A 14,943-nucleotide genomic window follows, 5' to 3' on the forward strand; every position below is an offset into this window, starting at 1 on the left:
GTTGCGCTACAATAGAGAAAAAAAGGATGGAATACACGAATGATACATATGTTACGCCCGTTTCTCACCCATCGGACCGTCTTGGTGCTCCTGTTCATCATCAACTTGTTCGGAACGATTTACGGATATGTCTGGTATGAGCCCCAGCTCCGTGACACACCGCTCATCTATTGGCCGTTCGTGCCGGACAGTCCGACGGCCTCGTTCTTCTTCACGGTCGTGCTCGGCTTATGGATTGCCGGGAAGAAGTCACCCCTCATGGAGACGCTCGCTTTCGTGACGCTCATCAAATACGGGGTATGGGCCGTCATCATGAACATCTTGTTCTTACGGGAACTCGGTCCCGATGCCGAGACGTTCACCGTGCTCATGGCCGTCATGCTGATGGTGTCACACGGGGCGATGGCGTTCCAGGCGATGTTGTACGCACCGTTCATGACATGGACGGTCCGCTCGTTCGTCTTGACGCTCATCTGGGTCATCCATAACGACGTCGTCGACTACGTGCTCGGACAATGGCCGCGTTATCCGTCACTGGCCGAACATATCGCCTGGATCGGCTACGGGTCGTTCTGGTTGACCGGAATATGTTTTTTTATGGGATACCACATCATCCTACGCACTTCGCTTGATAATAAGTTCATTAGAATGTAAAATCAGATTATCAAATACACGCAGAGGTGATAGAGAACATGTCATTAGGTGGCTATATTTTCTATCTTGCACTGATTATGCTCATTCCGTTATGGGCCCAGATGCGAGTGAAAAGTACGTACAAAAAGTTTCTCCAACAACCGATTCAAAGCGGAGTCACGGGTGCACAGGTCGCTGACTTCATCATGAAACAAAACGGCGTTCATAACGTCCGGATCGAGATGGTCGATGGTTTGATGAGTGACCATTACGACCCGGTCAATAAAGTCGTCCGTCTGTCGCGCGAAGTGTATCAAGGGTCGACGATTTCATCGGCTGCGATTGCGGCCCACGAGATTGGCCACGTGATTCAAGATGCATCCGACTATAAGTTGATGCGGGTCCGTCACCGTCTCGTCCCGGTCGTGAACATCACGTCGAACTTGTCGTTCCCACTTCTCTTAGGTGGTTTTTTGCTCGGCGCGATGGGGCTCGCCCAACTCGGTGTCATCATGATGCTCGGGGCGGTCGTGTTCCAACTCGTCACGTTACCTGTCGAATTCGATGCCTCGAAACGGGCTATGGCTGAATTGACGAGCCACGGCATCGTCACGGCAACGGAAGAGTCGGGCGCACGCAAAGTGCTCAACGCGGCGGCTTGGACATATGTGGCGGCCACACTTGTCGCCGTCGCCGAACTGATCCGCTTGGCGCTCATCGTCTTCATGCCACGTGATGAGTAGAATCAAGGGTCCCGTCCACGTGACGGGACTTTTTTAATTTTGCTTTCGAAAGGAGTAGCAGATGAATCAACCACAATTGACGAAAGCGGGACGGCTCCGCTTACAAGAACAGCTGGAGACGTTGCGCGGGGATAGCCGGCATGAGGCGCTCGAACGCGTCAAGACGGCCCGAAAGTTTTGTGATTTTCGTGAAGACGTGACGTACATGGAGGTGGTCCGGGAACAAGAGCGGATTGAGACTAAAATTATCGAACTGGAGCGTCTGCTCGCCGATGCCGTTATCGTCGACGAGGGTCGGCCCGACGTCGTCGCGTTCGGGAGCCGAGTCGTCATTCGGGAATTACCGGACGGGAATGATGAGACGTATCGCCTCGTCGGTGAGCTCGAGGCTGATTTGGCGGAAGAAACGATTTCCGTATCGTCCCGCGGTTCATCGTGGCGTGAATCCCGTCAGCGATGGCCGTACGATGGTCGCTGATAATCATGGCGGCCTTGCCAGCGTATGTCCCTTCTTGCATCGAGTCGATGACGCGGGCGCCGATATAGACGGCGAGGAGTGTGTACATCGCCTCGCGAATATCGAGATACGTCAAGCTGAGGACGATGACGAAAAAGTCGAACACGAGGAACGTCTTGCCGATTGACCATCCGACGTAACGTTGGACGAGTCGGGCGATGATATCGACGCCTCCCGTCGTCCCACCGTTATTGAAGATGATGCCGAGACCGACCCCGATGAAGAGACCGGCGAATAGACTCGCGAGCACCATATCGTCCGTCAAATCGATGATTAGATTCGAGTACTTGGCGATGAGGGCGTACCAGAGCGAGAAACTGAACGTCCCGATGAGCGTATAGATGAACGTCGTCCGCCCGAGCAGCTTGTAGCTGACAAAAAAGAGCGGGATGTTGAGCGCCAAGTTCGTGATCGATGGCGACCAGTCGAACAAACCGCGCAGAATCAAGGTGATGCCCGTGAATCCGCCTTCCGCCAAATTGTTCTGGACGTTGAAATGATAGACGCCGAACGCGAAAATAAAGGAACCAATTAAAATAAAGAATATATTGCGAAACCGAATCGGTAATTGTACCGTCATTTGGTTCACCTCCCACCTAGTAGCGTACTCGAAAAACCTCTCGATTGACTACCCTCTACATATGACATTCCGCGATGAGTCCGATATACTTTTCACAGAAGAGGTGATTTTATGAAAATAGTAGCAATTGGGGCCCATCCGGACGATATCGAAATCGGAATCGCCGGCATGACCGCCCAATGGACCAAGGCCGGGGTCGACGTTCTATACGTCGATTTGACGAGAGCGGAGCTGTCTTCGAATGGGGACGTCGTCACGCGCAGCATCGAAGCCGAAACGGCCGATCGGGTGCTCGGCATCCGTCGCATCAATCTCGGGTTCCCGGACCGGGGCCTGACCGGGGACGCAACTCAAATCGAGGCGATCGTCCGATTGATTCGGTCCGAGCGTCCGACACACGTTCTGTATCCATACGGCATCGACCGCCATCCCGATCACGGCGCCTGCGCCCGACTCGTCGAGGAGGCGCTCTTTAATGCCGGAATCCGTAAATACATGCCCGACGTCCCGGCATATCGGCCGTCGAGTGTCTATCAATATATGATTAACGCCCATACGACACCGGACGTCTGTATCGACATCACGGGGACAATCGAGCAAAAACTTGACGCCTTGCGTGCCTATGCCAGTCAGTTCACACCGGTCGACGGCGTGGCAACGCCGCTCACGGACGCCTATCTCGAACGGGTATTGGCGAGGGAACGTCACTTCGGTAGCTTAATCGGGACCGCATATGCGGAAGGGTTGATGACGAGCCGCCCATACGTGGTCCATCAGGCAGGTGAGCTCACGTGAGTCTAAGAATCGGAGTTCTCTGTTATCCATCGGTCGGGGGCTCGGGCATTCTCGCCACTGAGCTCGGGATGAAACTCGCCGACCGGGGCCATGATGTTCATTTCATCACGTCGAGCATCCCATTCCGATTGAACGCTTATCATCCGAACATCACGTTCCACCAAGTCGAAATCAATCAATACTCGGTGTTCCGGTATCCACCGTACGACATCACGCTGGCGTCGAAGATTGCGAGCGTCATCCGGGCGTTCGGCCTCGATGTCATCCACGCCCACTATGCGGTGCCGCACGCCGTTTGTGCCGCCCTCGGACGCGAGATGGCGGGGACGAAGACACCGATCGTGTCGACACTCCATGGCACGGATATCACCGTGCTCGGCGAAGATGAGGAATTGAAGCCGGCAATTTTGTACGGCTTACGCCAATCGAACGCCATCACGGCCGTCTCGGACAGTTTGAAGCAAGAGACGCTCGAGCGGATCGGGTCCGACTTATCGATTGATGTCATCCACAACTTCATCGATGAGGCGGTCTATCAACCGCAGGCCGACACGTCCCTCCGCGAACGGTATGGCTTGTCCGATCAAGACCGGGTCGTCATCCATATCTCGAACTTCCGGCAAGTGAAGCGAATCGATCTCGTGCTCGAGGCGTTCCAGCAGATGAACGTCCCACATAAGAAACTGCTCCTCGTCGGCGACGGTCCGCTCATGGGAGCGATGCGCCGCCTCGTGAGCGAAATGGGACTCGAAGAGCAAGTCATCTTCGCCGGGAAGCAAGAACAAGTGGCGGCGCTCTTGTCGATTTGCGACGTCCACATCCTGTTATCGGACAAAGAGGCGTTCGGTCTCGTCGCGCTCGAGGCGATGGCGACGGGCGTCCCATCGGTCGTCAGCGATGCGGGCGGATTGCCGGAAGTCATCACTGACGGCGTGGAAGGGTTCGTCGTCAAACGCGGCGACGCGCTCGCGGCGACGAGAGCGCTCGAAGCGATTTTGCTCGACGGGGAACTGCATGCACGCTTCCGCACGAACGGGCTCGAACGGGCCAAACAGTTCGCGTCGGCCGATATCGTCACGGCATATGAATCGCTTTATGAACAGGTGGTGCGCCCATGACGGAATGGGAATACGCCAAACGGATTATCGAGACGATTAACGCCCACGGCGGCGAAGCGTATATCGTCGGGGGGGCCGTCCGTGACTATATGCGCGGTACGCTTCCGGATGACATCGATATCGCCACGTCGCTCTTTCCGGACGAAGTCATGCGTTTGTTCCCGAAATCGGTACCGACCGGAATCGATCACGGCACAGTGACGGTCATTCTCGACCATCATCCGTTCGAAGTGACGACGTTCCGGTCGGAAGGGACGTATTCGGATTCGAGACGGCCCGACCACGTGTCGCTCGGCGTCTCGCTCGAGGAGGACATGAAACGGCGCGACTTCACGATGAACGCGATGGCGTTCCACGATGGCAACGTCGTCGATTTGTTCGGCGGTCGGATGGATCTTGAGGCGCGTGTCATCCGTACCGTCGGCAGCCCGTACGAACGCTTCAATGAGGACGCGCTCCGCATCATGCGGGCGTTCCGCTTCATGGCCCAGCTCGATTTCCGTCTCGATGATGACGTGCAACGAGCTTCCCGCGAACTCGGTCATAAACTGCAAGACATCGCGATGGAGCGGGTCGCCATCGAGTTCGAGAAGTTGATGGTCGGTCCGGCGTATCGAAAAGCGCTGGCGGCGATACTGGACCTCGGCATCCATCAGTATTTACCGAACGTCTCGGCAGAACTGATTGAGCGCGTCATCGCCGACAGACGGACGCCGGTCAATCCGGTCGGCGGCTGGGCGCTGTTCGTCCATCATGCCGCTGCGACCGATTGGTTGACGCCGTGGAAACGCTCGAACGCGCTGAAACGGGAAGCGAATGTGCTCGCCCGGTTGTTCACGACCGGCCTCGACACGTTCACGATTTACGAGACGACGACGGCGACGCTCTCGACGTATCTCGACATGTCGGGTCGGACGGAGACGGCTGAACAGTTGAAGCGGCAGTTGCCGATTCAATCGCGCCGGGAGCTTCGCTTCGACGGTCGTGATGCGCTCCAAATCGGGGCCAAGGGCCCGCTCATCAAACAAGTGCTCGCCCACGTCGAACGGCTCGTGCTGGACGGCGAGCTCGCCAACGAACCGGAACCGTTACGAAAGGAGGCGAAACGATGGCTTCAACACGCGGAAAAGTATTAAACCTGTTGCAGGACGGGACCGTCTGGAGTGGTCAGGAGTTGGCCCGTCAATTAAATATTTCACGTACCGCTATTTGGAAGCATATCGAGACGTTAAAACAAGATGGGTATGCGATTGAGACGATTCCTCGAAAAGGGTATCAATTGTTCGGCCAGACCGACCGACTCGATGAGCCGGCGTTCGTATCGTTCCGAAAAGGGCGGTTCGGACAAGCCGTCCATGCGTTTGATCAAGTCGATACGACCCAACGCATCGCCCATGAATTGGCGCAAAAGGGCGTCCTCGAAGGAACGCTCGTCATCAGCGAGGAGCAGACAGCGGGACGAGGCCAACTCGGCCGGAACTGGTATAATCCGAGCCACGTCAATATCGCGGCGAGTGTCATCCTGCGCCCGGCGCTGCCGATTCGCGACGCCTCGAAGCTGACGCTCATGGCGGCGAGCGCGTTCGCGCGCGCTTTGCACGCGCAAGGTATCCCGGCCACCATCAAATGGCCGAATGACTTGTTGCTCAATGGGAAAAAAATCGGCGGCATCTTGACTGAGATGCAGACGGAGGGTGACCGGATTCAAGCCGTCATCCTTGGGTTCGGGTTGAACGTCAATAGCGATGTCATCCCGGACGAGCTCGCCCATCGCGCGACGTCCATCAAGCTGGAAACGAATCAGACGTATCGGAGAAGCGAGTTGCTTGCTCACTTGCTCGCCGAGCTCGAGACGGAATACGATTTGTTCCTCGCGTCAGGATTTGATTCTGTGCGCGCCCATTGGCTCGAACACGCCGCCTATCTGAACGAACCGGTGACGTTGACGGCGTCAGGGAAGCCAAGACGCGGGACGATGCGCGGCATTTCAGAGGAAGGGGCACTCCTGTTGGAACATGAAGGAACGGTCGAGCCGATTTACTCTGCCGAGATCGCAGTTTGGAATGATTGATGGAAACGGGTTCGTGGTCTATAATGAATGTGCCGGACGCTATCGCTCGCGAAGTGTACCAGTACTGCAGACCGTCACTACATTTTTTTGTCTGCCTTGATCATTTTGACAGGGACAGAAGGACACTCATCTACTTGAGATTGTTTTCGTGCGCCTTCTTACCATTCGTGTAGGAAGGCGTTTTTTCTAACCTGTCTCCACATTAGGAGGAGAACTATATGCATACGATGACTTCGTTATTGAAGAAGATGAAGCAAGAAGAGAAATTGGTCATGTTGACCGCCTACGATTATCCGTCAGCGAAACTGGCCGAGGCTGCAGGCGTCGATATCATTTTAGTCGGGGATTCGCTCGGGATGGTCGTGCTCGGTTACGATTCGACGATTCCTGTGACAATCTCTGACATGGTCCATCACGCGAAAGCGGTTCGCCGCGGGGCCCGTGACACGTTCGTCGTCGTTGATATGCCGTTCGCGACATACCACGGTGATTTCGACCGCACGCTCCAAGCGGCCGCGACGTTGTTCCAAGACGGACAGGCCGATGCGATTAAACTTGAAGGGGCTGGCGAGGTGCTTGAAACGATCGAGCGTCTGACGAAAGTCGGTATGCCGTGTGTCGCCCACCTTGGCCTCACTCCGCAATCTGTCGGTGTGCTCGAAGGTTATAAAGTACAAGGCAAGTCGCTCGAAGACGCAGAACAGTTGATTGCCGATAGCCTCGAGGCGGAGCGGGTTGGCGCGAAGATGCTCGTCCTCGAATGTGTGCCACATCAATTGGCCAAAAAGATTGCCGAGGCGCTCAGCATCCCGGTCATCGGAATCGGTGCGGGTGCCGATGTGGATGGCCAAGTACTCGTCTATCACGATATCTTGAAATATGGCGTCGACCGCCTTCCGAAGTTCGTCGAGGCATATGCCGACGTGAATGAAGTGGCGACGACGGCAATCCGCAATTACGTCGATGCGACGAAAGACGGCTCGTTCCCGCTCGAACGGCACACGTTCACGATGGATGAGTCATTGCTCGACACGCTCTACGGGGGCAAGGCATGAACATCGTCACGACCCCACGTTCGTTACAAGAAGCATTGACAGGTGTCGGGACGATCGGTTTCGTCCCGACGATGGGTTATTTGCATGAAGGGCACCTCAGTCTCGTCGAAGCGGCCAAGTCAGAAAACGACCTCGTCGTCATGAGCATCTTCGTCAACCCGACCCAGTTCGGACCGAACGAGGACCTCGACCGCTATCCACGTGATTTCGAGCGGGACGAGGCACTCGCCCGCGAGGCGGGTGTCGACGTCTTGTTCTACCCGAACACGGAGACGATGTATCCGCTCGACATGGCACGTGTGACGGTGCGCACCGGCGCTGATGTATTATGCGGGGCCAGTCGTCCCGGTCATTTCGATGGCGTCTTGACCGTCGTTTCGAAACTGTTCAATCTCGTCCGTCCGACCCGCGCTTACTTCGGGTTGAAGGATGCGCAACAGGTCGCTCTAATCGAAGGCTACGTCCGCGACTATTTCGTCCCGGTCGAGATTCGCCGCTGTGCGATTATCCGTGAACCGTCGGGCCTTGCGAAATCGTCCCGTAACGTCTATTTATCGGAGTCAGAGAAGGTGGATGCGAGTGACATCAACCGTGCCTTGATCGAGGCGCGAGACGCCCTTGCGCAAGGTGAGGCGATTCGAGACGTGATGGAACGGCTCGAGGACCGCTTGAGCAACATTCCGAACAGCACGATCGACTATGTCGAAATCAAAGACTATCCGACGTTGACCGAGGTGACCTCCGCGTCAACCGAACTATTGATTGCTGTAGCGGTGCAGTTCGAACGGGCCCGCTTGATTGATAATGTGATTTGGAAGAGAGGATGAATCCAATGATTCGAACATTTATGCACGCAAAACTACACAAGGCGACCGTCACCGAGGCGAACTTACATTACGTCGGCTCGATCACGATCGATGAAGATTTAATGGATGCGGTCGGGATCATGGAGAACGAGCATGTCCACATCACGAACAACCATAACGGGGCTCGCATCGAGACGTACGTCATCAAGGGCGAACGAGGTTCAGGTGTCGTCTGTTTGAACGGGGCTGCGGCCCGTCACTTCCAAGTCGGGGACGTCGTCATCATCATGGCGTACGGTCAAATGACGGCCGAGGAAGCGAAACAACATCGTCCGAAAGTCGCCGTCTTGAACGAGCGAAACGAGATCGATCAACTTCTATACGAAGAAATCGCCCATACGATTTTATAAGACAAACGGGGATGTCCGCGAGAGGCATCCCCGTTTTTTCGTGTATCGTTCTATGGTAAGATGAGACAGACAGAAAGCACGAGCGTGCCGAAGATGGGATGGATGTTATGGACACCTATGTGATAGTGGATTTGGAGACGACTGGTCATTCCGTCAAGTCCGGCGACGAATTGATTGAATTTGCGGCGGTGGTCGTTCAAGGGAGTGAAGTGATTGAGCGCTACAGTACCTTGATTCGTCCGAGTCGCCCGATCCCGCCTTTTATCACGCAGTTGACGACGATCACGAATCAAGACGTGGCGGAAGCCCCGACGTTTGAGGAAGTGATCCCAGATATATGGAAGATGCTAGACGGGCGGATTTTTGTCGCCCATAACGTATCGTTTGATTTGAATTTTTTGAATGAAAGCTTAGAGTTGGCCGGGTATATCCCGTTCCAGGGCCGGGCCATCGACACGGTCGAACTGGCGCGGATTCTATACCCGACGCTCGAGAGCCACGCGCTCGAGTCGCTCGCCGAGACGTTCAACCTCGTCCACACCGACGCGCACCGCGCGCTCAGCGACGCCGAGGCAACGGCTGAACTGTTCGTTCGCTTGGTCGAGCGGTTGCGCGCGTTACCGCTCGTCACGCTGAAACAATTGCGGCGGTTGTCCGAGTCGTGGACGAGCAACGTCGAGCCGCTGCTCGATGAGTTGATCATTCAAGTCGGAATCCGGGCCGACGACGAGACGACGTACGATATTCATCGGAAAATCGCACTGAGACGTCTCGTCGACACGTTCGAACCCGCCGTCGAACGCGAGCCGTTCGAGCCGTTCCTTCACCGGACGATTGAAGAGACGCTCCCGGCATTGTTCGGGCAATTCGAACCGCGTCAAAGTCAATTCGAGATGATGCGCCACGTCTATAAAGCGCTCGATGACGAAGCGACACTGTTAATCGAGGCGGGAACAGGGACCGGAAAAACGTTGGCGTATTTGATTCCGAGCGCCCATCACGCGCTCGAGACGAAACGACCGGTCGTCGTCAGCACACATACGATTCAATTGCAGGAACAGCTGTTGACTCGAGATTTGCCGATTTTAAAAGCGATTTTCCCTGAAGTCGAATTCACGTTGTTGAAAGGGAGACGCAATTACATCGACCTCCGCAAGTTCGAGATGAGTCTCGAGGAGGCGAACGAAGGCTTGCTCCCGGCGATGTGCAAGGCGATGGTACTCGTCTGGTTGACCGAGACCGTGACAGGCGACTTGGAAGAGTTGTCGCTACCGGGTGCGGCGTCACAAGGGCCGGCCTCGTTCAAACGGCTCATCCAAGCCGACGCGGCCTCGGACTTCGGCCGTTTCGACCCGTGGTATAGCCGGGACTTCTTCACCCGGGCCGTCTTGCGCTCGAAAGAGGCCGATATCATCGTGACGAACCACGCCTTATTGTTCTCTGATTTGCAGCATCAGGCCGGGATTCTTCCGACCGATACGCCGCTCATTTTAGATGAGGCCCATCAAGTCGAGGAAGTCGCGTCGCATCACTTCGGTGTGACGTTCGACGCGATTCAGTTCGACCGCTTGTTCAAGTGGTTCGGTTACGGCGCCGATGGCAAGTTCCATTCACGCGTGCTCGGACTCGCTGATTTGACGGCTGTCGCGGAAGAAGCCGAGGCGTTCAGCAAGGCGACCGATCAAGCGCTCGCCCGCGTCGACGATGAACTGAACGATTTGCTTACGGCGCTCCAGTCACTCGGTAAAAAGCGGGAGCAACGTCAAACCGTCCGCTTCGAGCGGGAAGGGGAGCCGTTCCGTCCGATTCGGGAAGTGGCGAAGCGACTCGAAGACCGTCTGCGGACACTCCGGACGACGCTCCGGCAACTGCATCGGCTTCTCGATGAGCATAAAGAACATATGACGTTCAAACAACGGGCCGTGCTCGGGGATTTGAAGGCGTTCATCGGGGACGTGCGCGATATCGAGAGCGTGCTCTACGAGACGATGCTCACGCGGGATGACGATGCTGTCAGTTGGGTCGAACTCAACCTGGCCAACCGTAAGTTGACTTCGGTGTATACGCAACCGGTCGAGATCGGTCCGCTCTTGCATGAACGACTGTTCGCCAAGCGTCCGACCGTCTTGACGTCGGCGACGATGACCGTTTCGGGCCGATTCGGATTCATCGAACGCCGTCTTGGACTCGACGGCGAAGATGTCCGTCGCGTCGTCCTGGCGTCACCGTTTGATTTCAAGAAACAAGCGAAACTGTTTGTGCCATCCGACATCCCGCTCATCAACGAGGTTCCGTTGCCGCGGTTCGTCGAACAGATTGCAGGCTCGATTGCCCAAATCGCCAATGTGACGAAAGGACGGATGCTCGTCTTGTTCACATCGAACGAATTGTTGCGTTTGACGCATGAGGCCGTCAAAGACCAGCTTGATGAGGGCTATACGCTCCTCGCCCAAGGCGTCAGCGGCGGATCACGTAGCCGTTTGACGAAACAATTCAAGCGCATCGACCAATCGATTTTGTTCGGGACGGCCAGCTTCTGGGAAGGCGTCGACATTCCGGGCGAGGCACTCACTTGCCTCATTATCGTCCGACTCCCGTTCGCCCCGCCCGACCAACCGGTCATGCAGGCGCGGTCCGAGAAAATCGAGGCGACAGGCAAATCGTCATTCTTCGAGCTGTCACTCCCGCAAGCGGTCATCCGCTTTAAACAAGGGGTCGGCCGTCTGATTCGCTCGAAAGAGGATTACGGCGCCATCTTCGTCTTCGACCGTCGTGTCGAGACGACCCGTTATGGGAAGCAGTTCATTAACAGTTTGCCGGCCGTCGACCGAATCGACGGTCCGCTCGAGACCGCACTCGCCGAACTGGAGCTGTTTTTAGACGAGAAAGAAAAGACCGGCCTAGGAAATCAGAGATAACGCTAGGCATCGTGATATTATCGTTTTATAATAATGGGTATAGTGTTTTTTGAAGGAGGAGTAATCATGAATTCGAATATCGAGACGTTGGCGACGGTTCGAATCGAGCCGACGGCAGATGTATACAAAATTGTCGACTTGTTGAACCGCACGTTGAAGGGCCAAGATTTAATGTTCGGTCTTGCTTTAGAGAAAAAAGTGAATGATCCGAAGAAAGAAGAGATGGTGTTCACCATCTATCGGACGGAATGACACGGAAGACCAAAGTAGTGGTTGCGTTCATGACGGCACTCATCGGTGTCGTCATCGTATTTAGTGGCATCTATTGGTTCACGGTCGGTCATACCGAGCGCACGAAAGACAAGATGATCGAGGCGGCACGCGAGCGTCTCGAGACCGAGCAACCGTCCGTCAACATCGAACGGGCCGAGCTGTATAACGGGACGGAACCGTACGTCGTCTTCGAGGAGACGGATCAAGTCCAGTTCGTGCCAGTCGATGACAAGTTGCCGATTGTGACGCGTGACATCGCGTCGGTCGACCTCGATCAAGTCTGTGCCGAATCGGTCACAGAAACGGGCGGGTCACTCGTCAGCTGTAAATACGGGTTTGACGAACGGGCCTTGATTGAGGTCGTGACGAAATCGGGCGCATCGTATACGTATTCGTATTATACGCTCCAAGCGGGCGAATTTATTCGACGGGTCCAATTGACGGACTCGTAACGAAACCAAGGGGGAGTTTTTGTGGAACATCTATTGGCACAACGTGTAAAGCAGTTGACACCTTCAACGACACTCGCCATCACAGCGAAAGCGAAAGCGTTAAAGGCTTCGGGACAAGACGTCATCGGCCTCGGCGCCGGGGAACCGGATTTCAATACGCCGGAACGTATCATCGAGGCAGCCTGTCAGGCCGCGCGCGATGGTGACACGAAGTATACGCCATCAGGCGGGACGGTCGAATTGAAAGACGCGATCATCGAGAAGACGAAGCGCGACAGCAACTTGACGTTCACGCGTGCGGAGGTCATGGTCGCCTCAGGTGCGAAGCATGCCCTCTATACATTGTTCCAAGCGATTTTAGATGAAGGCGACGAGGTCATCATCCCGGTACCGTACTGGGTCAGCTATCCGGAGCAAGTGAAGCTCGCGGACGGTGTCCCGGTCTACGTCGATACGAACGAGTCGACGATGTTCAAATTGACGCCAGAGTTGCTCGAGGCGGCCATCACGGATCGGACGAAAGCGGTCATCTTGAACAGTCCGTCGAACCCGACCGGTATGATTTATACCGAGGCCGAGCTGTCGGCACTCGCGGACGTCATCAAACGACACGACTTGCTCGTCGTCAGTGACGAGATTTATGAGAAACTCGTCTACGGCGATGCGGAGTTCGTCTCGATCGCGACGCTTCCAGGGATGTTGGAGCGGACGGTCATCATCAACGGCGTCTCGAAGTCACACGCGATGACCGGATGGCGCATCGGTTATGCGGTCGGCGATAAGACGATTATCGAGGCGATGACGAACCTCGCATCGCACTCGACATCGAACCCGACGTCAATCGCTCAAGCGGCGGCGGTCGAAGCGTATAACGGGCCACAAGACGACGTCGAGATGATGCGTGTCTCATTCGCGGAACGACTCGAGATCGTTTATGAGCGTTTGATTGCCATCCCAGGCATCACATGCTTGAAGCCGCAAGGCGCATTTTACTTATATGCCAACGCCAAAGAGGCGGCATCGATGAGCGGGTACGACTCGGTCGACGCATGGTGTGAGGCCGTGCTCGGCGAAGCGTTCGTCGCCCTCGTCCCAGGCTCAGGTTTCGGACAGGACGACTACGTCCGCTTGTCTTATGCAACAGAATTGAAACGGGTATTAGAAGCGCTCGATCGAGTAGAAGACTTCATTACACGTAACGCTCGATAAGCGAAAGGATGGATATGGATATGACAACAATTTCAATCAGCCAATTTAAAGATTACGAAGGCCAGACGGTCCGCGTCGGAGCCTGGATCGCCAACAAACGTTCGAGTGGAAAGATCGCTTTCCTTCAACTTCGTGACGGGAGCGGTTTCGCTCAAGCCGTCGTCGTCAAAGCCGATGTAGCCGAAGAGTTGTTCGCGCTCGCTAAAGGCGTGACGCAAGAAACTTCGGTCTGGGTCACGGGTACGGTCAAATCGGACGGCGGACGCACGCCGCTCGGCTTCGAGCTCGAAGTGACGGCGATGGAAGTGATCGCGGAATCGGTCGACTATCCGATCACACCGAAAGAGCACGGCACCGAGTTCTTGATGGACAACCGTCACCTTTGGCTCCGTTCGCGTCGCCAGCACGCGATCATGAAAGTTCGTAACGAATTGATTCGGGCGACGTATGAGTTCTACAACCAAGAAGGTTTCGTGAAAATCGATCCACCAATCATCACGTCGAGTGCACCGGAAGGCACGACTGAGTTGTTCGAGACAGATTACTTCGGACAACCGGCCTACTTGTCACAAACGGGCCAGCTATACATGGAAGCTGCCGCGATGGCACTTGGCAAAGTATTCTCGTTCGGACCGACGTTCCGGGCCGAGAAATCGAAGACGCGCCGCCACTTGATCGAGTTCTGGATGATCGAGCCGGAGATGGCATTCTTCGACCACGACATGAGCCTCGAGCTCCAAGAGCGCTATGTCTCGTATATCGCCAAATCGGCGCTCGAGAACTGCCGCAACGAATTGGAACTGCTCGGACGCGACTTGTCGAAACTTGAGAAAGTCCAAGCACCGTTCCCGCGTGTCCGTTACACCGATGCGATCAAGTTCTTGAAAGACGAAGGCTTCGACGACATCGAGTACGGCGACGATTTCGGTGCTCCGCACGAGACAGCCATCGCCAACGCGCATGACCTCCCGGTGTTCATCACACATTGGCCGAAAGACATCAAGCCGTTCTATATGAAAGTCGATCCGGAAAACCCGGAACTCGTCCTCTGTGCCGACTTGATCGCACCGGAAGGCTACGGCGAGATTATCGGCGGTTCGCAACGTGAAGACGATTACGACCGGTTGAAAGAAGAAATCATCAAAGAAGGTCTCGATGAGACGGACGCGTACGACTGGTACCTCGAACTCCGCAAATACGGATCGGTCCCGCACTCTGGCTTCGGTCTTGGCCTTGAGCGTACGGTCGCCTGGATTAGCGGGATCGAGCATATCCGCGAAGCGATTCCGTTCCCACGCCTCTTGAACCGCATTCACCCATAATCGCCAATCGGGGATGACTTCGTCTTCCCCGATTGATTTGT

Annotated in this window: 15 protein-coding genes and 1 pseudogene; 15 read left to right on the forward strand and 1 reads right to left on the reverse strand. The window is 55.6% G+C overall.

Annotated elements, in window-relative coordinates; genetic code table 11:
- Window positions 1–39: 39 nt before the first annotated feature.
- From KNP67_RS02955 to KNP67_RS02965, 3 genes and pseudogenes are all read left to right on the forward strand, one after another.
- The gene (locus tag KNP67_RS02955; protein WP_214755830.1) at window positions 40–654 is read left to right on the forward strand and encodes a DUF1405 domain-containing protein; all 615 of its coding nucleotides are present in this window, start codon (window positions 40–42) and stop codon (window positions 652–654) included.
- Window positions 655–692: 38 nt separating this feature from the next.
- The gene (locus tag KNP67_RS02960) at window positions 693–1,376 is read left to right on the forward strand and encodes a zinc metallopeptidase (RefSeq protein ID WP_029595658.1); all 684 of its coding nucleotides are present in this window, start codon (window positions 693–695) and stop codon (window positions 1,374–1,376) included.
- 61 nt (window positions 1,377–1,437) lie between these two features.
- Window positions 1,438–1,743, forward strand: a pseudogene (locus KNP67_RS02965) (GreA/GreB family elongation factor); the annotation flags it as partial.
- Here the strand turns inward: KNP67_RS02965 and KNP67_RS02970 are convergent.
- A complete protein-coding gene (locus KNP67_RS02970) occupies window positions 1,706–2,473 on the reverse strand; it encodes a YitT family protein (protein WP_251130765.1) in 768 nt (255 codons plus the stop codon). The pseudogene KNP67_RS02965 and the gene KNP67_RS02970 overlap by 38 nt on opposite strands.
- Window positions 2,474–2,584: 111 nt before the next feature.
- Between KNP67_RS02970 and bshB1 the strand changes: the two genes are divergently transcribed.
- From bshB1 to asnS, 12 genes are all read left to right on the forward strand, one after another.
- The gene (gene bshB1 / locus KNP67_RS02975) at window positions 2,585–3,268 is read left to right on the forward strand and encodes a bacillithiol biosynthesis deacetylase BshB1 (RefSeq protein ID WP_214755834.1); all 684 of its coding nucleotides are present in this window, start codon (window positions 2,585–2,587) and stop codon (window positions 3,266–3,268) included.
- Entirely contained in the window at window positions 3,265–4,386 is a 1,122-nt protein-coding gene (gene bshA / locus KNP67_RS02980; protein WP_021067216.1) for an N-acetyl-alpha-D-glucosaminyl L-malate synthase BshA, read from the forward strand. The genes bshB1 and bshA overlap by 4 nt, the downstream gene beginning before the upstream one ends.
- A complete protein-coding gene (locus tag KNP67_RS02985; RefSeq protein ID WP_058763416.1) occupies window positions 4,383–5,522 on the forward strand; it encodes a CCA tRNA nucleotidyltransferase in 1,140 nt (379 codons plus the stop codon). Before bshA ends, KNP67_RS02985 begins: the two co-directional genes overlap by 4 nt.
- Window positions 5,495–6,457: a biotin--[acetyl-CoA-carboxylase] ligase gene (locus KNP67_RS02990; RefSeq protein ID WP_214755835.1), complete on the forward strand. Its 963-nt coding sequence runs from the start codon at window positions 5,495–5,497 to the stop codon at window positions 6,455–6,457. Before KNP67_RS02985 ends, KNP67_RS02990 begins: the two co-directional genes overlap by 28 nt.
- A 218-nt stretch (window positions 6,458–6,675) precedes the next feature.
- Window positions 6,676–7,512 (forward strand): 3-methyl-2-oxobutanoate hydroxymethyltransferase, encoded by an 837-nt coding sequence (panB, locus tag KNP67_RS02995; protein ID WP_021067219.1) that lies wholly within the window; start codon window positions 6,676–6,678, stop codon window positions 7,510–7,512.
- Complete coding sequence (gene panC, locus KNP67_RS03000; RefSeq protein WP_214755837.1) at window positions 7,509–8,339, forward strand: pantoate--beta-alanine ligase; 831 nt, start codon at window positions 7,509–7,511, stop codon at window positions 8,337–8,339. The genes panB and panC overlap by 4 nt, the downstream gene beginning before the upstream one ends.
- Window positions 8,340–8,344: 5 nt before the next feature.
- On the forward strand, window positions 8,345–8,728 hold the full coding sequence (panD, locus tag KNP67_RS03005; protein WP_021067221.1) for an aspartate 1-decarboxylase: 384 nt from the start codon (window positions 8,345–8,347) through the stop codon (window positions 8,726–8,728).
- A gap of 107 nt (window positions 8,729–8,835) precedes the next feature.
- Window positions 8,836–11,646, forward strand: coding sequence for an ATP-dependent DNA helicase DinG (gene dinG, locus KNP67_RS03010; RefSeq protein WP_214755839.1), 2,811 nt, complete (start codon window positions 8,836–8,838; stop codon window positions 11,644–11,646).
- Window positions 11,647–11,712: 66 nt separating this feature from the next.
- Entirely contained in the window at window positions 11,713–11,898 is a 186-nt protein-coding gene (locus KNP67_RS03015) for a YpmA family protein (RefSeq protein WP_021067223.1), read from the forward strand.
- 29 nt (window positions 11,899–11,927) lie between these two features.
- Window positions 11,928–12,371, forward strand: coding sequence for a hypothetical protein (locus tag KNP67_RS03020; protein ID WP_236355676.1), 444 nt, complete (start codon window positions 11,928–11,930; stop codon window positions 12,369–12,371).
- 21 nt (window positions 12,372–12,392) lie between these two features.
- A complete protein-coding gene (locus KNP67_RS03025) occupies window positions 12,393–13,580 on the forward strand; it encodes a pyridoxal phosphate-dependent aminotransferase (RefSeq protein WP_214755844.1) in 1,188 nt (395 codons plus the stop codon).
- 20 nt (window positions 13,581–13,600) lie between these two features.
- Window positions 13,601–14,902: an asparagine--tRNA ligase gene (asnS, locus tag KNP67_RS03030; protein ID WP_021067226.1), complete on the forward strand. Its 1,302-nt coding sequence runs from the start codon at window positions 13,601–13,603 to the stop codon at window positions 14,900–14,902.
- The last annotated feature ends 41 nt before the right edge of the window (window positions 14,903–14,943 follow it).

It is taken from the genome of Exiguobacterium sp. s157, from assembly GCF_018618205.1.
GTDB classification, from domain to species: Bacteria; Bacillota; Bacilli; order Exiguobacteriales; family Exiguobacteriaceae; genus Exiguobacterium; species Exiguobacterium chiriqhucha.